We start from the raw sequence: 20,555 nt of genomic DNA on the forward strand, positions 1-20,555 counted from the left end.
CAATACCGTGTCAACATTCACACGCTCAAAAATGAACACCTGCTTTTAAGCTATCCGTTATGCACTTAAACCGTTGCCTCAATTTGGTACTTGTTCCGATCGTGCGAGCTGCGGGCTACCAGTTCGGCCACAAAGCCGGTTAAAAATAACTGCGAACCTAAAATAATAGCTACCAAAGCCAAATAAAATAAAGGTTGGTCGGTAGCATCGCGGTAGTGTTCGTTATGTGCAATATGAATCAGCTTTTCGGTAATAATCCAGATGGCCATTACCATACCCAACAGAAAACTGATTACGCCCATCGTACCAAAAAAATGCATCGGCCGTTTCCCAAACTTACCTACAAAGAAAATAGATAGTAAATCCAAAAAGCCGTTAATAAAGCGACTCATGCCAAATTTGGTGGTACCATACTTGCGGGCGCGGTGTTCAACCACTTGCTCGCCAATTTTGGTGAAGCCTGCCCATTTGGCAATTACCGGAATGTAGCGGTGCATTTCGCCATACACCTCAATGTTTTTTACTACGGCCTTGCGGTAAGCTTTCAATCCGCAGTTAAAATCATGCAGGTTATGTATGCCCGACATTTTGCGGGTAGCGGCATTAAACAATCGGGTAGGGAGGGTTTTGCTAAGCGGATCATACCGTTTAGCTTTCCAGCCCGATACCAAATCGTACTTCTCTTCAATAATGCGGCGGTACAATTCGGGTATTTCATCGGGGCTGTCTTGCAAATCGGCATCCATAGTAATAATTACATTACCTTGAGCAGCTTCAAAGCCGGTATTCAGCGCGGCCGATTTACCGTAGTTACGTCTGAATTTAATACCCCTGATAGCTTCGTTGGCTTCTCTCAGTTGGCAAATCATCTCCCACGAGCCATCAGTACTGCCATCATCCACCAATATAATTTCATAACTAAACTGGTGGGTGTACATCACCTGACTAATCCACGAGGTAAGCTCGGGCAGTGATTCTACTTCGTTAAATAAAGGTATAACAACTGAAATATCCATCCGTAAGTGTAAGGATGCAGGTTGTAATCCCTATCCTTGCAGCAGGCAAAAGTACAAAATTTGTTTGTAACCCTTTCTATATCCTGAAAGGCATGATTTAGGTATAGATGCAAACAATACGCATACTTGCCGCTTACCTAAATAAACGTTAACCGTAAAAACATGAATCGTTTAGCTCAATCGGCATCACCCTATTTACTGCAACACGCCAACAACCCTGTTGATTGGTACCCTTGGGGTGCCGAAGCCTTACAAAAAGCCAAAGAGGAAAATAAACTCATATTGGTAAGTATTGGCTATTCGGCTTGCCACTGGTGCCATGTAATGGAGCATGAAAGCTTTGAAGATGAGCAGGTAGCCGCCTTAATGAACGAACATTTTGTGTGCATTAAGGTAGATCGTGAAGAACGCCCTGATGTAGATCAGATTTATATGAGCGCCGTACAACTTATGACCGGCCGTGGTGGTTGGCCCCTCAACTGTATTTGTCTGCCTGACCAGCGTCCTATTTATGGCGGTACCTATTACCCCAAAGTAGATTGGATGAACGTACTGATGAGCTTGGCCGATTTTTACGAGCGCAAGCCCGAAGAGGCGGAAGAGTATGCCGTGCGGCTAACAGAAGGCATCACGCAATATGAATCGGTAGATTTAATTACCGAACAGTCTGAATACACCCGTACTGATTTAGAAGCTATTGTAAATAACTGGAAACGCTACTTGGATAAGGTGGAAGGCGGCATGGGTAAAGCACCTAAGTTTCCGATGCCAAACAACTGGTTGTTTTTGATGCGGTATGCACACCTGATGCAAAACGAAAGCATAGCCCAGCAGGTAAAGCTTACCCTGCACAAAATGGCTTTTGGTGGTATTTACGATCATGTAGGCGGCGGCTTTGCCCGTTACTCGGTTGATGGCCGCTGGCATGTGCCACACTTTGAAAAAATGTTGTATGATAATGGCCAGCTGATTAGTCTGTATGCCGAAGCCTACGCCTGGAACCCCGACCCATTATACGCAGCAACAGCTAAGGAAACCATCACCTTTGTGAAAAATGAATTGACTTCTGCCGACTTTGGCTTCTATTCAGCTCTAGATGCAGATAGCGAAGGCGTGGAAGGCAAGTTTTACACCTTTACCAAAGCTGATATTGAACAGATATTAGGTAACGATGCCGACCTGTTCTGCATTTATTACCATATCACTGATGAAGGTAACTGGGAAGAAGAGCATACCAATGTATTGTTCCGCAAAGAGCAGGATGAACTGCTGGCCCAGCAATTGGGTTTGAGCACCGAAGAGTTGCTGGCTAAAATCAATGCGGCTAAAAAGAAAGTACTGGAAGCTCGCAGCCATCGTGTACGGCCAGGGTTGGATAATAAAATATTGGCCTCCTGGAACGGGCTAATGCTGAAAGGTATTTGCGAAGCTTACCGCACGTTTAATGAGGAAAGCTATTTGCAGCTGGCTTTGCATAATGCTGAATTCATTCAGCAGCATTTAGTAAAAGAAGGGGGCCGACTGGTACGCATCTATAAAAATAACCAAATGACTGATGGGGTTGCCGAAGTGGCTTTTCTGGATGATTATGCCAATATCACCGACGGCTTGATTGCCTTGTACGAAGTAACCTTCGACCAACAATGGCTGCAACTGGCCGCGCAGCTTACCGATACCGCTATCGCTCAGTACTATGATGAAGCTGAAGGTATGTTTTTTTATACCGCGGCAGATGCCGAGCAGCTCATTGCCCGCAAGGCTGAAATTATGGATGGGGTAATTCCTTCATCCAATTCAGTAATGGGGCGTAACCTTAAAAAGTTAAGCTTGCTGCTGGGTAATACGCAGTATGAGCAGATCAGTGCGCAATTGTTACGTAACGTAATGCCTTACATGGCTAAGTATGGTTCATCATACTCTAACTGGGCTTTGCTGCTGCTGGAGGAGGTGTTTGGCATTTATGAAATAGCCATAACCGGACCTAATGCCTGGCAGGTACGCCGTGAGTTGGAGCAGCATTATGTGCCCAATAAAATAGTGTTGGGCGGTACTGAAGAAAACTTACCTTTGCTACAGAACCGAATAAGTAATGAAACGCGAATTTTTGTGTGTAAAGATAAAACTTGCGGCTTGCCCTCTCTGAGTATTGCCGATGCTTTAAAACAAATTGAGCTTTCGTAACTTTTACATTAAATTACCATCCATGAAAATTGAATCACAACACGTCGTATCTTTAACTTACGATTTGTATGTTAAACAGGAAGACGGCACCGAAGCCTTAGTTGAAAGCGCTACTGAAGAACAACCGCTTACCTTTTTGTATGGCGTAGGCCAAATGCTGCCTAAGTTTGAAGAAGAACTAAGCACCCTGTCAACCGGCGATAATTTTGATTTTAAACTAAGTGCTACTGATGCTTATGGCGAATATGATGAAGAAGCTGTAGCTAACTTGCCTACGGAAATGTTTGCCGGCACTGATCTTCCTGAAGTAGGCGCTATTTTGCCTTTACAGGATAATCAAGGTCACCGTTTTCAGGGCCAGGTAGTATCGGTAGTAGAAGATGCTGTTATTGTAGATTTGAACCACCCAATGGCTGGTCAGGAATTGCATTTTAAAGGTAATATCATCAATGTGCGTCCGGCTAACCCTGAAGAGTTATCACATGGTCATGCACATGGTGCTGATGGTCATCACGATCATTAATCCTGTATCTGTACAGAAATAAAAATTAAAGCGCAAACTCTTAGGGTAGAAGGTAAACCAATGTTAACTTTCGCTTTATAAAGTTTGCGCTTTAATTTTAAATATCCTTTGCTTAATCTATCTCAATCCGGTCTTTGCCCGATAGGTGGCAACGTATAAAAATCGTGGCCGATACGGGTACATGGTTGTACGTGGCTGGTAGAAACATCTTATCCTCGTCCTTAAGCAAATTGATGTTCATATTAAAAGTTTGGTTTTCATCTTTGTCCATTCTGGATTGAATATGAACCTTGTAATCGGCTAAACGACCACCCGGACTAACCAGCAGTTCTATGGTAATCGCATATAAGTTGTCGTTTAACCCGACAAGTTCGCCAGGTAACTTAAATAAGTTCAGGTACCGTAAATAGCCAAAGTACCGGCCTCCTAAACGAACCGGTTTGGTAGCTCTGGTAGTAGTATCAATATTTTGGTCAATCATATACCTGAAACTGGATGTAGTATCTTCAGGTGCTTCGTAATTCAGGGTACGGTCGTTGTAGTTGTACCGTTGCATCAATTTCCCATGAATGTCAAAAAACGTCCAGTAGCCTATTCGTGCGTTTTTGTCATACTTACCTGCAGCTACCAGTTGCTTTTTGTAATAAGCCGCATACTGTCCCTGTAAAGTTTTATTGTCGCTCTTGAGTACGTTGTAGGTTTCTTTAATAATAGGCGTCAGCTTTGATTCATGTTGTACAACATCCTGGGCAAAAACCGGCCCTGATAAAAGTATAATAAGTAAAAAGAATAAATTTTTCACGCAGAACGGATTTGGTTAGCCAATTACGGCACTTACAAATCTATACTTATGTTAGGATTAATTTGTTTAAGCTGTGCTATAAAATCTGCTTTGTTTCTGGGTGAAATGACTACTGAATCATACTTGTTATAAAACACTTCCAACCGATCTAACGACAAGGCCGGGGCACTTAATATGCTGCGGGTAGCTGTAATTCTGTTAATGGTACTAATATCAATACTTAAGTTTAGAATAATACCAGATTGTACTTTTAACAATTGCCCTTTAATACGGTAGTTGGTATTGAACACTATAGGTAAAAGTACCAGGCTTACTATAGACAATATAATCATTACAGCAATCCAATCGGGCTTAAAGAACACGCTAACCAAGGATGCCGTAAACGTACCCAAAACTACAATAATAAACCAGTTATCTATTTTGGAGGGATAGGTTTTTATGGTTGACATGGTAAAAGTAAATTTATGAAAGTTAATGTTAAAATTAACCTTAAGCTAAAACTTTCAGCTACTTTATTTAGATTCACTTCCTAAATACTTGTTACATGCTTGACGAAACACAGGCTACTGATTTTAAATCGGTGAGTTTTTCAGAAACAGTAATTACAGAGCTGATGATACCTTCGTACGCCAATTTTGGTGGTAAAATTCACGGAGGCATTATTTTGTCGCTGATGGATAAGGTAGCTTATGTGTGTGCCGCTAAACATGCCGGCAATTACTCTGTTACCGCCTCAATTGATACGGTTGATTTTTTGCACCCGGTTGAAGTTGGTGACTTGGTTTCGCTAATGGCTGCTGTTAATTATGTGGGCAAAAGCTCAATGGTGGTAGGGATTCGGGTTATATCGCAAAATATAAAAACCGGAGAAGTGCGGCATACCAATACCAGCTATTTTACCATGATAGCTAAAGATGAGCAGAATAAACCAGTACAGGTGCCCGGCCTTTTGCTGGAAAATGAAGAACAGGTAAGGCGCTTTGTGGAAGCCAAGCGCCGTAAAGAAATTAAGCAGGCTTATCGGCAGGAGTCCCGAAAAATAAAAGCGCCGGTAAATGACGAGCATGCCCAAGAAATGTTGCAAGGCGAACGCTGCCAATTGCAAGCAAATTATAATGCATAACCGAGTATAAACATGCAGGAATGTTACCTGCATGTTTATACCATGGTATTATTTATCCGTTATTGATCTGCTCACCAATTGAGTTAATTTCATCAGCACTGAAACCGCCACTATCTTCGGCTTTCCAAGTGTACATCGTATCTTTAAAAATGCTGATGCTAAAGTCATCACTTACAATATCATAATAGGTAGTATCATCAACAACACGGGTGTGTACCGTGGCTGGTATCTGCCGGCTGTTAACAGCTAGAGTAATTCCAAAATCTTCCATAATAAGCAGTAACAGCAAATGCATCGCTTAGTTGTGAAATAAATGAGTGTAAGATAAAATAAATACTTATAATATGAGTTAATATAAGTACCTTTCACTCAATAAAACCTCTAATTAATTAAATCCCTGCTGAATGCCCTTTTTAGATACTGTTTTAAGACAGCCCTCGTATGGCTGGAAGGATGAGTGTGGTAACTTGTCAAAGCCTAGCGTATTAGCCATTTTTAAAGAGTTTTTTTCCCGGCTTAATATCTTTAAAAATAAAAAGAACTGGCTTTCATTCACCAGCTGGATGATGATTGTGTGTTTTGTGCCTTTCTTAATGCTGTTCATTTTCAAGTACTTTAGCTTTAAATTGCTTATTGTAGCTTTTGTGTACAGCATGGTGGTTATGGGTTCGCACGGTACTGTTTGGTATCATCGTTATTGTACGCACCGGGCTTTTAAATTTCGTAATAACATCTGGCGGTTTATTACACAAAACATTACGCTGAAAATTATTCCTGAAGAAATTTATGTGATTTCGCACCATGTGCATCATGCGAAGTCAGACCAGCCTGGCGATCCTTACAATGCGCAAGGTGGATTTTTATATTGCTTTCTGGCCGATGTAAACCATCAGCCTATAGCTCATAACCTGAATGAAAAAGATTATGGTCGTTGTGTGAAATTGATGAAACATACCGGCCAAATATCTAACACTTATGCACAATACCAAAAATGGGGCACGCTGGCTAACCCTTTGCGAACTATAGGCGGTATTTTGCTGAACTGGGGCTTTTGGTATTTGGCATTTTACCTGATTGGCGGACATGCCCTGGCCTGCACTTTATTCGGCGCTGCTGGCTTTTGGGCGGTAGGGGTTCGTACCTTTAACTATGAAGGCCACGGTAAAGGTGAAGATAAACGCCGCGAAGGTTCTGATTATAATCGTGAAGATATGTCGATCAATCAGGCTTGGCCGGGTATTGTAGCTGGCGAGTGGCATAACAACCATCACCTGTATCCAAAGAGTGCACGTTCTGGCTTTTTACCTCATCAGGTAGATACAGCCTGGTACTATATTAAATTTTTGAATTTGATTGGTGGTGTAACCGAATATCATGATTCGAAAAAGCAGTTTTTAGAAAAGTATCATGAGCCACATAAGCAGGCTAAAAGTTTAGCTAAAGAAAAGACTACCGTTCTTACTAAAGAAACGTTAATTGTAACCGAGCAACATTAAATAAAAAAACAGGCCACGAGCCTGTTTTTTTGTTAGAACCCAATTGCAACGGATTCCCGATTTAGCTTTTAGTTAAACAATTACTACAAATTGCCTGTTCAATTTAAAAAGAAAGGGATTAAATTATGTTACTACCAATTGCATTCGTCGCCATTATTGCTTTTATCGTGATTGCTTTAGTTTTAGTAATCAGGCAGAGTAAAGGTAAAAATGAAGTGAAAACCAAAAGAGATTAAGCTATCAATTCATAGCTTTATATAAAAAAGGAGACGGATAATAAAGATTATTAATCCGCCTCTTTTTTAAGGTTATAGCCTGTTATAAAGCTGTATCCAGCTTAGCAGCTGTTCTGCTGTCTCGGGAGTCAGCGCATCAGTTTGCAGGCGCCACAGCCAGTTGCCTTCGGCAGAGGCAGGGTTGTTCATGCGGGCGTTTTCATCTAATCCGATTACATCCTGTACAGGCAACATAGCCAATTTAGCCGTTGAGGCATATGCTACACGTGCCAGTACCTGGTGTATATTACGGGCTTTTACGCTTTGCCCTGTGTACAATTCCAACTGTTTGTGTATTGCTTTGGTAGTATCCTGATGATACCAGCCTACTGTAGTATTATTATCGTGCGTACCGGTATAAACCAGATAGTTTTCTTGGTAGTTATGCGGAATATATATGGAGCCGGCCATCTCATCGCCAAAGGCAAATTGCAGCACTTTCATGCCGGGTAGGTTAAATTCATCACGCAGCTTAAATACGGGTTCATCAATATCGCCCAAATCTTCAGCAACAAACGGGGTTTTACCTAACGCCTCCTGCACCGCTTTAAAGAAATCGCTACCTGGCCCTGGTTTCCATACGCCGTTGCGGGCAGTTTTTTCGCCAGCCGGTACCTCCCAGTAATCTGAAAAAGCGCGAAAGTGATCCAGCCGAACCAGATCAAAGTAATCCAAGTTTTTGCGAAGACGTTCAATCCACCAGCGGTATTGCTGGTTTTTCATTACGTCCCACTTATATACAGGCATTCCCCATAACTGTCCGTCAGCACTAAAGTAATCGGGCGGTACACCAGCTACGCCAGTCATGTTACCCTCTTTATCTATGGCAAAGTTATCCGGGTTCGCCCATACATCAGCCGAATCATAGCTGACATAAAAAGGCATATCGCCAAATAATTGGATGTTTAGCTGATGGCAATATTGTTTTAAGTCCGTCCACTGCCTGTCAAACATAAATTGCAGCCACTTGGCCTTACGTAATTCTTCCTGGTTCTGTTCAGCAAAGCGGTTCACGGCAGCTGCTTTCTTCTGACGATAGGGCGCATGCCACTCGTACCAGGGCTGCTCATTATGGTGAGCCTTTAAGGCCAGGTATAAGGCAAAGTTATCCAGCCAGGAAGCCTCCTGTTGGCAAAAAGTATCAAACTGCTGCTGTAAAGAGGTAAAGTGACCACTATTAAAGTTAGCGTAAGCCTCTTCAAATAGTTTATCTTTAAGTTTTTTAGCTTCTGTATAGTTAGCTTTATCGTCAACAGGCAGATAGTACTTTTTTAGTTGTCCAGCATCCAGCAAGCCATCTTCGGCTAAGGCTTCCGGGCTAATCAGCAAGGTATTACCCGCCATGCTGCTAATAGCACTGTAAGGCGAATAGTTTTGCTGTTCGCCTGTGGGGTTTAGCGGTAGTAGCTGCCAATACTTTTGGCCGCTGCTGCTTAAAAAATCGGCAAACTGTTTAGCCCCGGTTCCTAAATCACCTACGCCGAAGGGGGAAGGTAAAGAGGTAATATGCATTAAAATACCCGCACCCCGATTATTAGCTGGATGTTCGGCTTTTAGCACCGCTAATGGTAAATGGGTAAACAGATCTTTTACTTTAAGTACATTTTCTTCAGCCTTGCCGGATGTGCCGGTAAGCAGATTACTCCACTCTGCCGGAGCTTCAGGCGGTAAAATAATACGGGTACTTTTCCACTTCAAGCTTGTAACCGACCGGTCCTGATCGCGGGCCAGTTCACCCAGATGTATAGGTGCTACTGTTATAATCCATTTTTGCTGGTAACGGCGTGCATAAGCTATTACATAATCTTTATAAGCACCTTTAACCTGCAAAGGTACATACAAACCTTCAGCAAATAGTTGGGCCTCCTGTTTGCGTAATTGAAACAGTTTATGGGTAAGCCAAAGCTTAATTTGCGCATCATAGCGGTTTTGCCATAATTGAGGTATCAAATCATCAGCTTTGGTTGGCGTATCAAACTCATCCAGCAAACGGCTGCGCAGTTCATAATCAACCGGGCGGCGGTTATCAGGGTCAACCAGGCTTAAATCCCATAGTTCACAACCCTGATAAACATCAGGTATGCCAGGACTGGTAAATTTCAGCAGTACTTGCGCCAGCGAGTTGGCAATGCCATAATCGGCCATTTTTTGCTGAAAGCTCTGGAATGATTGCCAAAATTCACTTTTATTATCCAGTAGCCGGGCAGCAAAATTTAACGTAGCTTTTTCGTATGCCTCGTTGGGTTCGGTATATTGGGTATGTACCTTGGCTTCGCGCAGGGCTTTGGTCAGGTACTCCTGTAAGCGTTGTGGAAAATTATCTTCCGGCTGGCCAGGCATTGGGTAAGCGCCTGCTAAGGTTTGATAAATAAAGTATTCACCATTAGCATCAGGTGCCTGGTTCTGTTTTAAGCCAGCGTTTAGCTGCTGCCATTGCTTTACCGTTTTAAGCCAGGTTTTTGATAAGTCAGTTAAGGCGTTTAAGCGGGCTCGTACATCTTCACCACGTTTGGTATCATGGGTAGAGCTGCCGTTAATAGCAAGCGGCCATTGTTTTTGCCGCTGCTTCATCAGCTTATGATATTGCTTGGTGGTTATACCAAAAGCATCCGGTGCATCACCTACTTCATTATGGCCAATAAAACGGTTGTAGGTGTACATCAATGTATCCTCAACCCCTTTAGCCATCAGTGGACCCGAAAACTGCATTAGTCGTTGGTAAAACTGCAGTGCACGGTCGTTGTAGTCGACATTGCCTAATTTTGGTCTTTCCAGTAAAATGACTTCCAACAGGTTTAATGCCGATTTTAGCTCAGGCTTTTCCTTTTTAGTAAGCGTGAAAAGTTCTTTCACTGCATTATACTCTGCCTGTTCCAGCGGTAACTGGTTGCCATAATACCGGTACACCGGACAGTGAATCAGCAGCTCACCGATGGCTTTCTGAATATCTTCAGCCTGAGCGCCACCTGTTACTTCACCATCTACCAATTGCAGGGTAGTAAAGAAATGGAATAAGTTACTCAATTCGCCGTTCATGTTAGCGTACAAAATGTGGGCTTTCTTTTCCCATATTTGCTTTTGTACCGGCTTGGTATTGTTGGCTATTTCTTCTTCATAAAAGCGGGTAAAGCGCTTTTCGGCGGCTTTGTTGGTAAGCAGGTTATTAACCTGAGCTAAATAATCATAGCCGCTGGTACCTTGTAAAGGCCAGTGTTCAGGTAGCTCTTCGCCGTTTTCCAGAATTTTCTCGGCTACAATGTAGGTATCATCACCAGCCAGTTCGCGCAGGCGTTCCAGGTATTGTGCCGGATTGTGCAATCCATCAATATGGTCGATACGTAGTCCTTGAAATACGCCAGTTTCGGTCAGGTTTTTAATTAGCTGATGAAAGTGGCTGAACACTGCTTCATCCTGAATATTCAGGCAAATCAAACTGTTTACGGTAAAGAAACGACGGAAATTAATGTCATGATCGGTTTCCTGCCAGCTGCACAAACGATAGGCTTGGTTGCCTACAATTTGCTTCAGTAAAGCTTTATCAGCATTAACAGTTGATAAGGCTGCGGTTAGTGCTTGTGAAGCCTCAGGTTCTTTTAAAGCTTTAATCAACTTTTGCTTCCAGCCTGTCCATTGTACCGCATACTTACCCGCCTCGTGCGATGGGTTAGGGGCTGGTAGTTTACTGATGAGTGTCTGTAAAGCTTCCGGTGCCTCGGCAGGTAGTGCCTGCAATATAGTTAAGTAGGTTTCCGGATGCAGCGGATAGTAGTTATCATAATACTCCAACACCAAACCTTGTTCCGGTCGGTAACCTGTTTTAAGTTCGTTATTATCTATAACTTCATCCAATGAACTGCCCAGGAATGGCACCATCAAGGGTTCATCTTTAAACAGTGCACTCGTCCAAACGGCATCAAAGAAACTGGCATACAGGGATAGTTTGCCTTTTTCCATCAAGTCCATCAGCCATGGATTATTTTGATGGTAGCCCATGTGGTTGGGTACAATATCCTGTAACCAGCTAATGTTATTTTCTTTCAGCTTTTTGCTGATAGCTTTTAATTGTTTTTCCGTACCCACTTCAGGATTAATACGGTGTGGATTTACACCGTCATACCCGTGCGTACTGCCCGGTGTAGCTTCAAAAACCGGCGAAGCATATATGGTGCTAACGCCCAATTTTTGAAGGTAAGTTATAATGCGCTCAAAATCGGCAAAGGTAAATGCCGAATGGAATTGTATTCGATAGGTAGCAACAGGGTTATTCATCATGAGGCAGAATAAATCAAAAATGATTCGGGTTGAAGGCTAACGGTTCCGGAAACAGGCAAGGTATCTGCTTCTGCTTGCGGCCCCTTCCAGCGTGCCGAAGCCGAATTTAACACCAATTTCCAATTAGATTGGGCTTCAGGTAAAGTTACCGTTTGTGGGTTTTTAGAAAAGTTCATCAATACGATAACCTGCTCGCTGCCTGAACCGCGTTGTAAAATTAGTGTTTGCGTAGCTTCATCAGCTATAGCTTGCGTCCCCTGACGGTTAAGGTTTCGTAAGGCCGGCAGCGTTTTACGCAGGGTTATCAATTCTTTGTAAAAGGCCAGCATCGTTTGGTGTGGCTCCTGCTGCGGCAATTGCCATTGCAGCTGAGAGTTGATAAACGTATCCTGTGCCATTGGGTCAGGTGCTTCGCCTTGTGCATGAAAGGCAGCAAACTCAGCCTTACGGCCTTTGCGTACGGCCTCGGCCAGTTCCGGATCGGTGTGGCTTACAAAATACATAAAGCGGTGTGGCTCGCTATACTCTTCGCCCATAAACAGCATAGGCAAGAAGGGAGCGGTTAATACGGCACCAGCCATTAGTTTTTGCATTTCAAAACTAAATAGCTCACTGCTGCGCTCGCCTAGCATACGGTTTCCTACCTGGTCATGATTTTGGGAGAAAACTACAAACTGTTGCCCCGGATTATTTTCGGCTTTGACACCAAACAGCTTATCACGGTGAGGCGAGTACTGCCCATCGTACACATAAGCATCATTGTAAGATTTGGCCAGATCGGCTAAGCCGTTAAAGTCGCTATAGTAACCCGTTTTATCGCCACCGGCAGCAATACGTAAGGCATGATGAAACTCATCAATCCACTGTGCATCCATACCAAAACCACCCTGATTTTGCGAGTTAATAAAGCGAGTGTCATTCAAATCACACTCCACAATCAGGTAATGTTGTTTGCCGGTTTGCTGCATTAAATCATTCAGGGCCGATTTGATATCGCTTAGGATATGTACCGGACTGAAATCTTTAATGGCGTGTACGGCGTCCATCCGCAAAGCATCGATATGAAAATCGCGGAACCACATCAGTACGTTTTGAATAAAATACTGCCGTACGGCATCGCAACCGGCATCATCAAAGTTTACGGCATTGCCCCAAGGCGTATGGTACTTATCGGTGAAGTAATGCCCAAACTGACCGAAGTAATTACCTTCGGGGCCCATGTGGTTATATACCACATCCAGCACTACAGCTAAGCCTTTGCTATGGCAGGCATCAACCAAGTGCTGCAAGGCTTCTGCGCCACCGTACGAGTTTTGTACAGCGTATGGAAAAACGCCATCATACCCCCAGTTGCGGTTGCCTGGAAACTGGGCAATCGGCATAATTTCAATAGCGTTAATACCTAAGCTTTTCAGGTAATCCAGCTTAGTTTCAATACCAGCAAAATTACTTTCGGAAGTAAAGGTGCCGGCATGCAATTCGTACAAGATATAATCTTCCAGTTTCGGGTTTTTCCAGCCGTTATCAGTCCAGCTAAAAGCAGCCAGATCAACCACTGCTGATGCGGTATGTACCCCTTCCGGCTGGCTTAATGATGCTGGGTCAGGGAGTGGATCTTGCCCATCCAGAATAAACTGGTATAAGCTACCCGCTTTCAGTTGGTCGGTATGTAAGGTCCAATAACCGTATTCCTGTTGTTGCAGGGGTATTTCTTTATTAGTGTCACCTAGCTTGATGGCCGCTTGTTTGGCTTTAGGTGCCCAAAGCAATACCGATGCGCCATCGGCCTGTACCGTAACACCCGGACGTTGATTAAGACTGACTGGTTTCATTACTTTGTTGGTGATAAATTACCGGGTTATGTAATACAATAATGGAACGGCCATCAACGGTTAGGGTGTCATCGGCATTGTAAGTTTCTGTATCTGCTACTTCATCTTTGCTGGTATCGATAATCTTGGTCCAGATTTTACCATAGATGGCATCAGGTAACTTGTACTCAACGGATTCGTAATGAGAGTTGAAGATGACATAAAAACCATCATCAATAATGCTTTCGCCCAGTTTGTTGCGTGTACGTAAGCCCCTGCCATTTAAAAATACAGCTAATGATTTAGCATAATCATGATTCCAGTGCTCTTCAGATAGCTGGATGCCTTCAGGTAAAAACCAGGCAATATCTTCTACCCCTCTGATAGGTGCACCTCTAAACCAACGGCGACGGCAAAATGCCGGATGCTGGCGACGTAAATGAATTAGTTTGCTGGTAAAATCCAATAAATCCTGATCAGCTTCGGCCCAGTTCAGCCATGATATTTCATTATCCTGGCAGTAGGCGTTATTGTTACCCTGCTGCGTACGGCTCACTTCATCACCGGCTACCAGCATCGGTACCCCTTGTGATAGAAACATGGTGGTTAAGAAATTACGCTTTTGACGTTTGCGTATGGTATTAATAGCCTCATCATCGGTTGGGCCTTCAGCACCATAGTTGTAAGAACGGTTGTGGCTCTCGCCGTCGTTATTATCTTCACCGTTGGCCTCGTTGTGCTTTTCATTATAACTTACCAGGTCATTCAATGTAAAACCATCATGCGCGGTAATAAAATTGATACTAGCTGTAGGGTTACGGGCATCTTCCTGATATAAGTCGGCACTGCCGGTAAAACGCTGTGCAAATTCGGCCAGAGTACTGTTTTCGCCACGCCAGTAATCGCGTACGCAGTCGCGGTATTTACCGTTCCATTCGGCCCAGCCGCCCGGAAATTTACCTACCTGATAACCGCCTTCACCTATATCCCAAGGTTCGGCAATCAATTTTACTTGTGATATAACCGGATCTTGGTGAATAATGTCAAAAAAGGCACTTAAACGGTTTACAGAGTGAAGTTCACGAGCCAGGGTAGCAGCCAAATCAAACCGGAAACCATCTACGTGCATTTCGGTAATCCAGTAGCGCAGGCTATCCATAATTAAACGCAGTACATTAGGCAGGTTCGCGTTCAGCGTATTACCGGTGCCGGTATAATCCATGTAATACCTTCTGTTATCATCTGTTAAACGGTAGTAGCCTTCATTATCAATACCTTTGAAAGATAGGGTAGGGCCTAGCTGATTGCCTTCGGCAGTGTGATTATATACCACATCCAAAATAACTTCGATGCCTGCTTTGTGCAACTCTTTTACCATCTGCTTGAATTCGGTTACCTGTTCGCCACAGGTACCGCTGCTACTGTAGCGTACATCGGGCGCAAAAAAGCCGATGGTGTTGTAACCCCAGTAGTTGGTAAGCCCTTTTTCTTTCAAGCCCCAATCCGTTACAAAGTGGTGTACAGGCATTAATTCAATAGCCGTAATACCTAGCTTTTTTAAATACGCAATAGTAACCGGGTGGCCTAATGCAGCATAGCTACCCCGTATTTCTTCCGGAATATCCGGGTGTAACTTGGTGAAGCCCTTAACGTGTGCCTCGTAGATAATTGTTTCTTGATAAGTGTATTTAGGTGAACAATCATCTTCCCAGTTAAAGGAAGGATTAATTACTACACTTTTAGGAATAAACGCAGCACTATCTCTTTCATTAAAGCTCAAATCTTTGGCCTCGCTGAAAATATCATAGCCGAATAAAGAGTCATGCCAATCGATAGTACCTGATATAGCCTTGGCATAAGGATCTATCAGGAGTTTGTTGGCATTAAAGCGCTGTCCGTTTTCTGGATCATACGGCCCATGTATTCGGTATCCGTATAACTGACCGGGTTTTACATGGGGTAGGTAAATGTGCCATATCTGGTTGCTATGTTCATGTATGTTTATTTTAACATATTCAACTTCATCTTCCGGAGTTTTAAATAAGCAAAGTTCAACTTTGGTAGCATTGGGCGCATAGATAGAAAAATTAACGCCTTTATTGTCACATGTGGCGCCTAGTGGATAAGGATGGCCTGGATAATTATCAATGTTCATATTACATTTATCAATATTTTTGATTACAAAAAGTTTTTAAAAGCTTGTTGTTAATCTGGATAGTCATTCTAATCAATTAGCATTGAAATTGTTTGATAATGTGTAGAACCTATAGCTAGTTTATAGAAGTGATTGCTATTACTTAGCGGGTAAGTACTAATAAAATACAGCATGTTTTTAGAAAAGCGAGATTATGATGCTATTGTGGTAGGATCTGGACCGAATGGGCTGGCGGCAGCTATACTGTTGCAGCAAAATGGCTTATCGGTACTGTTACTGGAAGGCAAGGATACCATTGGTGGTGGTATGCGCTCTGCCGAACTAACACTGCCTGGCTTTGTGCATGATATTTGCTCGGCTGTGCACCCATTAGCAGTAGCATCGCCTTATTTAAAAAACTTACCGCTGGCGAATTACGGGTTGGAGTACCTTTACCCAGAAATAGCCGCCGCACACCCTTTTGATGATGGTACGACAGCCTACCTGCAAGGTACGGTTGCGCAAACTGCTGCCGGTTTAGGTAGGGATGCCCAAGCTTACCAAAACCTACTGCAACCCCTAGTGAAAAGCTGGCCGCTAATAGCACCGGATGTGCTGGGGCCATTACGCCTGCCTAAGCACCCTTTGGCTATGGCCCAGTTTGGGCTACGTGCTTTGCCTCCGGCTACGCTCATGGCTAAGCGCTTTACCACCGAAAAAGCCAAAGGCTTGTGGGCTGGTATGGCAGCACATGCTATACAGCCATTAAGTAACCTGGCTACTTCGGCTGTGGCGCTGGTGTTACTGGCTAACGGACATTTAGGCGGTTGGCCGGTACCTAAAGGTGGTTCGCAGCAAATAGCCAATGCTATGGCGGATTACTTTAAGGCGCTAGGCGGTACGCTGCAAACCGGATTTTACGTGCAGTCTTTACAGCAACTGCCGTCGGCTCATGCGGTATTGTTTGATGTTACGCCCAAACAACTATTAAAAATTGCCGGGCACCAGTTTTCAAATTTGTATAGGCGGCAGTTACAACGTTATCGGTATGGTATGGGCGTGTTCAAAGTAGATTGGGCACTGGATGGTCCCATACCTTTTACTGCACCCGAATGCCGCCAAGCGGGTACGGTACACTTGGGTGGTACGCTGGCCGAGATTGCCGATGGTGAGCGCCAGATATGGCACAATCAACATCCTGACCGGCCTTTTGTATTATTAGCTCAGCAAAGCATCATAGATAGTACCCGTGCGCCACAGGGGCAGCATACCGCTTGGGCTTATTGCCATGTGCCTTATGGCTCAACCAAAGATATGACTGACATTATTGAGCAACAGGTAGAACGCTTTGCCCCCGGCTTCCGTGATCGTATTCTGGCACGGCATACGATGAACACTGAGCAGATGGAAGCTTATAACCCCAACTACATTGGCGGCGATATCAACGGCGGAGCGCTAACTTTGAGTCAGTTGTTTACCCGCCCGGCTTTACGCTGGTCGCCTTACCGAACTTCAGCTAAAGGATTATACCTGTGTTCCTCATCCACGCCGCCGGGTGGGGGCGTACACGGCATGTGTGGGTATTGGGCCGCGCGCAGGGCCTTGCGTGATATATTTGGCCGAAAAGATTTTATAGGAGATATAAACAGGTAAAAGAGTACAGAGGGAAATGGTACTGGTTGAATTATCAAGAGCTAAGGCATGAATCTTGTTGCCTGATGCTCATGCATAATCTCATCATCCTGTTTATACTAACTTTTGGCCAAATAGTTAATCATCCTAAATCTACTGCTATACCGGCAAAGACTGTTGTTAAAGCAAATTCAGTAATCAACCCGATCGACCCGCCACAGTATGGTACGCCATTTAAGGGTGTGCCAGCTACCAAGGATATCGTGATGTACGAAGTAAACTTTCGTACGTTTACACCGGCTACCTTTAAAGGGGTACAAGCCCGACTGGATGCCATACGGAATTTAGGCGTGAATGTAATTTGGCTGATGCCCACTTATCCGGTAGGCCATTTAAAAGGTTTTGGTTCGCCGTATTCAGTTCAGGATTATTATGGTGTAAACCCGGATTTAGGAACGTTGGATGATTTGCGTATGCTGGTAGCCGAAGCGCACCAACGTGGTATGGCCGTAATTATGGACTGGGTAGCTAACCATACCGCTTGGGAGAATGGCTGGACTGCTGTTCATAAAGATTGGTATTTGCAGGATGCTGCCGGGAATATCGTTCATCCGCCTAAAACAAATTACACCGATGTAGCTGCTTTGAACTACCAAAACAAAGCGATGCGGCAGGCTATGATTAGCGCCATGAAATACTGGATTTATACCGCTAATATTGATGGTTATCGTTGTGATTTTGCTGATAACGTGCCGGCCAATTTCTGGAAACAGGCACTAGATACATTAAATACCATTAAAACTCACCAGCTCATTTACCTGGCCGAAGGTACCACAGGTGCTGAAACTAAAGCAGGCTTTCAGCTGAGTTACGGGTTTGATTATTACGGTACGCTTAAAGGAGTGTTTGCCGGTACCAAAAGCACTGATGATTTGTTTACCTCTAATCAAAATGAGATAGCCACCATATCCTCACGTGCTTTAAAGCTACATTATACCACCAACCATGACAATGCCGCATCTGATGGTAGCACTTTAACCATCTTTCATAATCAGCAGGGAGCCTTAGCCGCTTTTGTATTGGCTACCTACATGGGTGGCGTACCCTTGATCTACAGTAGCCAGGAAGTAGGTTATGTAAACGGGTCTGTAGATTACAATACGAACCAGGACATAGCTGCAGCTTACAAAAATATAATCAGCTTCAGAAAGGCTAACGAAGCTATTAAAACCGGAAAATTAACTACCTACAACCACCCTGATGTGGTAGCTTTTGAAAAAAGAGCCGGGAATGATGATGTGTTGGTTCTGGTCAATGTCAGGAATAATGCGGTTAGTTATACCGTACCACCAGTTTTGCAGAATACCCAGTGGGAAGATGGTTTAACACATAGTGGTGTTACATTAACACGGCAACTTACTTTACAGCCTTACCAATATTTGGTTTTAAAGAAGGGATAGCTAGTAACTAGCACTGTGTAAAGAAAAAAGGATGCTGAACCAAGTTCAGCATCCTTTTTTATGAATTGATACATTGTCATCTTATTTCAACACGTTGCGCCAGCTCACCAAGTCGCCGATGATGCGGTCTAACTGGTCGGCAGGTACACGTTCTTGGGCCATGGTATCGCGGTGACGGATGGTTACGGTATTGTCTTCCAGTGTCTGATGGTCAACTGTAATACAGAAAGGTGTACCAATAGCATCCTGGCGGCGGTAACGCTTACCAATAGCATCTTTTTCTTCATACTGCAAATTAAAATCTACTTTCAATTTGCTCATAATCTCACGAGCTTTTTCCGGCAAACCATCTTTCTTAGTAAGCGGGAAGATGGCTGCTTTTACCGGTGCCAGGCAAGGATGCAGGCGCAACACGGTACGGCTGTCTTGTTTCTCCTCCGTGCTTAGGTCTTCTTCTTCGTAAGCGTTAATCAACGTTAGTAAAAACAGACGGTCTAAACCAATAGAAGTTTCAATTACGTACGGGATGTAGTTACCATAAGGCTTGCCATCTTCACCCAGTTCTGGGTCAAAATACTGCATTTTTTTGCCTGAAAATTTTTGGTGCTGGCTCAGGTCAAAGTCGGTACGGCTGTGTATGCCTTCCACTTCTTTAAAGCCGAACGGAAACTCAAATTCAATATCTACCGCAGCATTGGCATAGTGGGCCAGCTTGGTATGGTCGTGGTAACGGTATTTTTCAGGAGCAGTACCCAGCGCCAAATGCCATTGCAGGCGTAAGCGTTTCCAATGCTCATACCATTGCATTTCGGTGCCAGGGCGTACAAAGAATTGCATCTCCATTTGCTCAAACTCGCGCATACGGATAATGAACTGGCGGGCAATCACCTCATTACGGAAAGCCTTACCAATTTGGGCAATACCAAACGGGATTTTCATCCGGCCTGATTTCTGCACATTCAGGTAGTTTACAAAAATACCCTGAGCAGTTTCTGGGCGCAGGTATATTGCATCCGCATCCTCAGCCACAGCGCCCATCTGGGTACTGAACATCAGGTTAAACTGGCGTACCTCGGTCCAGTTGTGGGTACCGCTAATAGGGCAAGTAATGTTTTCCCTGATTATGATATCTCTTAGCTTACTTAAGTCATCCGTTAGTAATGCATTGGTAAAGTCTTCACGTATAGATACCGCTTTTTGATAATCGTTATTAGTTTCAATGAAATCGAATGAATCTTTTGCTTTGTCAGTAAGAGCATCATAATTCGGCCGCTTAACAGTATCTTGATTTTTAAAGTAATCTCTTACATGTCGTATATCAACAAGCTCTTCAATTGTAAAATCCGTATACATCTTATTTAAGAATATACTTTCCTTGGATATAGCTTCGTTTAAAAGTTGTTCGATTTTCTCCTCAATCAACTGGTCGGCGCGGTAGCGTTTTTTTGAGTCTTTGTTGTCAATCATGGGGTCGTTAAAACCACCCACATGGCCACTGGCTTCCCAAATTTTAGGGTGCATAAAAATGGCCGAATCAATACCTACAATGTTTTCATTCAGTTGCACCATGCTTTTCCACCAGTAGGCTTTCAGGTTGTTTTTCAGCTCGGCGCCATACTGGCCGTAATCATACACAGCACTCAGGCCGTCATAAATTTCGCTTGATGGAAACACAAAACCATACTCTTTGGCATGGGCAATCACGTTTTTAAACAGTTCGTCGGTACTTTTACTCATAGCGGGGTAAAAATAGAGATTTAAGCCAGCAGAATAAAATTTTGCAGTAGTATAGTGAAAATAGGCAGGTGCAAGTGGAAACTACTTGCAAAA

At 43.7% G+C, this 20,555-nt stretch carries 14 protein-coding genes; 6 read left to right on the plus strand and 8 right to left on the minus strand.

All coding sequences use genetic code 11. The features are described from left to right. Nucleotides 1-65: 65 nt before the first annotated feature. Nucleotides 66-1,016, minus strand: a complete 951-nt coding sequence (locus HH214_RS14705) for a glycosyltransferase family 2 protein (RefSeq protein ID WP_169608851.1) — start codon at nt 1,014-1,016, stop codon at nt 66-68. A 162-nt stretch (nt 1,017-1,178) separates the two neighbouring features. Between HH214_RS14705 and HH214_RS14710 the strand changes: the two genes are divergently transcribed. Next, nucleotides 1,179-3,197: a thioredoxin domain-containing protein gene (locus HH214_RS14710; RefSeq protein WP_169608853.1), complete on the plus strand. Its 2,019-nt coding sequence runs from the start codon at nt 1,179-1,181 to the stop codon at nt 3,195-3,197. 22 nt (nt 3,198-3,219) lie between these two features. Further along, complete coding sequence (locus HH214_RS14715) at nt 3,220-3,720, plus strand: FKBP-type peptidyl-prolyl cis-trans isomerase (protein ID WP_169608855.1); 501 nt, start codon at nt 3,220-3,222, stop codon at nt 3,718-3,720. 112 nt (nt 3,721-3,832) lie between these two features. Here the strand turns inward: HH214_RS14715 and HH214_RS14720 are convergent, their stop codons facing one another. Then, a complete protein-coding gene (locus HH214_RS14720; protein WP_169608856.1) occupies nt 3,833-4,522 on the minus strand; it encodes a hypothetical protein in 690 nt (229 codons plus the stop codon). 32 nt (nt 4,523-4,554) lie between these two features. Beyond that, entirely contained in the window at nt 4,555-4,971 is a 417-nt protein-coding gene (locus tag HH214_RS14725; protein ID WP_169608858.1) for a PH domain-containing protein, read from the minus strand. A gap of 95 nt (nt 4,972-5,066) precedes the next feature. On the opposite strand from HH214_RS14725, the gene HH214_RS14730 reads away from it, so the two are divergent. Then, on the plus strand, nt 5,067-5,645 hold the full coding sequence (locus HH214_RS14730) for an acyl-CoA thioesterase (RefSeq protein WP_169608860.1): 579 nt from the start codon (nt 5,067-5,069) through the stop codon (nt 5,643-5,645). A gap of 52 nt (nt 5,646-5,697) precedes the next feature. Here the strand turns inward: HH214_RS14730 and HH214_RS14735 are convergent, their stop codons facing one another. Next, nucleotides 5,698-5,916, minus strand: coding sequence for a hypothetical protein (locus HH214_RS14735; RefSeq protein ID WP_169608862.1), 219 nt, complete (start codon nt 5,914-5,916; stop codon nt 5,698-5,700). Nucleotides 5,917-6,049: 133 nt separating this feature from the next. Between HH214_RS14735 and HH214_RS14740 the strand changes: the two genes are divergently transcribed. After that, nucleotides 6,050-7,141 carry a fatty acid desaturase gene (locus HH214_RS14740; RefSeq protein ID WP_169608864.1) on the plus strand — a complete coding sequence of 364 codons (1,092 nt, stop codon included), beginning with the start codon at nt 6,050-6,052 and terminating at the stop codon, nt 7,139-7,141. 308 nt (nt 7,142-7,449) lie between these two features. On the opposite strand, the gene treY is transcribed toward HH214_RS14740, so the two are convergent. Genes treY through glgX form a run of 3 tightly spaced genes read right to left on the minus strand, consistent with a single transcriptional unit; the run spans nt 7,450 to nt 15,654 of the window. Beyond that, nucleotides 7,450-11,688 (minus strand): malto-oligosyltrehalose synthase, encoded by a 4,239-nt coding sequence (treY, locus tag HH214_RS14745; RefSeq protein ID WP_248282105.1) that lies wholly within the window; start codon nt 11,686-11,688, stop codon nt 7,450-7,452. Beyond that, nucleotides 11,685-13,520, minus strand: a complete 1,836-nt coding sequence (treZ, locus tag HH214_RS14750; protein WP_169608866.1) for a malto-oligosyltrehalose trehalohydrolase — start codon at nt 13,518-13,520, stop codon at nt 11,685-11,687. The genes treY and treZ overlap by 4 nt, the downstream gene beginning before the upstream one ends. Next, nucleotides 13,501-15,654 carry a glycogen debranching protein GlgX gene (gene glgX, locus HH214_RS14755; RefSeq protein WP_169608868.1) on the minus strand — a complete coding sequence of 718 codons (2,154 nt, stop codon included), beginning with the start codon at nt 15,652-15,654 and terminating at the stop codon, nt 13,501-13,503. Before glgX ends, treZ begins: the two co-directional genes overlap by 20 nt. A 171-nt stretch (nt 15,655-15,825) precedes the next feature. On the opposite strand from glgX, the gene HH214_RS14760 reads away from it, so the two are divergent. Both HH214_RS14760 and HH214_RS14765 read left to right on the plus strand, forming a co-directional pair. Next, nucleotides 15,826-17,286 carry a phytoene desaturase family protein gene (locus HH214_RS14760; protein WP_169608870.1) on the plus strand — a complete coding sequence of 487 codons (1,461 nt, stop codon included), beginning with the start codon at nt 15,826-15,828 and terminating at the stop codon, nt 17,284-17,286. A gap of 71 nt (nt 17,287-17,357) precedes the next feature. After that, on the plus strand, nt 17,358-18,725 hold the full coding sequence (locus HH214_RS14765) for an alpha-amylase family glycosyl hydrolase (RefSeq protein ID WP_169608872.1): 1,368 nt from the start codon (nt 17,358-17,360) through the stop codon (nt 18,723-18,725). Between the two features lie 81 nt (nt 18,726-18,806). Here the strand turns inward: HH214_RS14765 and HH214_RS14770 are convergent, their stop codons facing one another. Beyond that, a complete protein-coding gene (locus HH214_RS14770) occupies nt 18,807-20,462 on the minus strand; it encodes a glycine--tRNA ligase (protein WP_169608874.1) in 1,656 nt (551 codons plus the stop codon). Nucleotides 20,463-20,555 lie beyond the last annotated feature (93 nt).

This window comes from Mucilaginibacter robiniae (assembly GCF_012849215.1).
Classification (GTDB): Bacteria; Bacteroidota; Bacteroidia; order Sphingobacteriales; family Sphingobacteriaceae; genus Mucilaginibacter; species Mucilaginibacter robiniae.

What these genes read in the sequence shown, in the direction of transcription:
- HH214_RS14705 (WP_169608851.1), bottom strand. Translation starts at nt 1,016, where the DNA reads ATGGATATTTCAGTTGTTATACCTTTATTTAACGAAGTAGAATCACTG.
- HH214_RS14710 (WP_169608853.1), top strand. Translation starts at nt 1,179, where the DNA reads ATGAATCGTTTAGCTCAATCGGCATCACCCTATTTACTGCAACACGCC.
- HH214_RS14715 (WP_169608855.1), top strand. Translation starts at nt 3,220, where the DNA reads ATGAAAATTGAATCACAACACGTCGTATCTTTAACTTACGATTTGTAT.
- HH214_RS14725 (WP_169608858.1), bottom strand. Translation starts at nt 4,971, where the DNA reads ATGTCAACCATAAAAACCTATCCCTCCAAAATAGATAACTGGTTTATT.
- HH214_RS14730 (WP_169608860.1), top strand. Translation starts at nt 5,067, where the DNA reads ATGCTTGACGAAACACAGGCTACTGATTTTAAATCGGTGAGTTTTTCA.
- HH214_RS14735 (WP_169608862.1), bottom strand. Translation starts at nt 5,916, where the DNA reads ATGGAAGATTTTGGAATTACTCTAGCTGTTAACAGCCGGCAGATACCA.
- HH214_RS14740 (WP_169608864.1), top strand. Translation starts at nt 6,050, where the DNA reads ATGCCCTTTTTAGATACTGTTTTAAGACAGCCCTCGTATGGCTGGAAG.
- treY (WP_248282105.1), bottom strand. Translation starts at nt 11,688, where the DNA reads ATGATGAATAACCCTGTTGCTACCTATCGAATACAATTCCATTCGGCA.
- treZ (WP_169608866.1), bottom strand. Translation starts at nt 13,520, where the DNA reads ATGAAACCAGTCAGTCTTAATCAACGTCCGGGTGTTACGGTACAGGCC.
- glgX (WP_169608868.1), bottom strand. Translation starts at nt 15,654, where the DNA reads ATGAACATTGATAATTATCCAGGCCATCCTTATCCACTAGGCGCCACA.
- HH214_RS14760 (WP_169608870.1), top strand. Translation starts at nt 15,826, where the DNA reads ATGTTTTTAGAAAAGCGAGATTATGATGCTATTGTGGTAGGATCTGGA.
- HH214_RS14765 (WP_169608872.1), top strand. Translation starts at nt 17,358, where the DNA reads ATGCATAATCTCATCATCCTGTTTATACTAACTTTTGGCCAAATAGTT.
- HH214_RS14770 (WP_169608874.1), bottom strand. Translation starts at nt 20,462, where the DNA reads ATGAGTAAAAGTACCGACGAACTGTTTAAAAACGTGATTGCCCATGCC.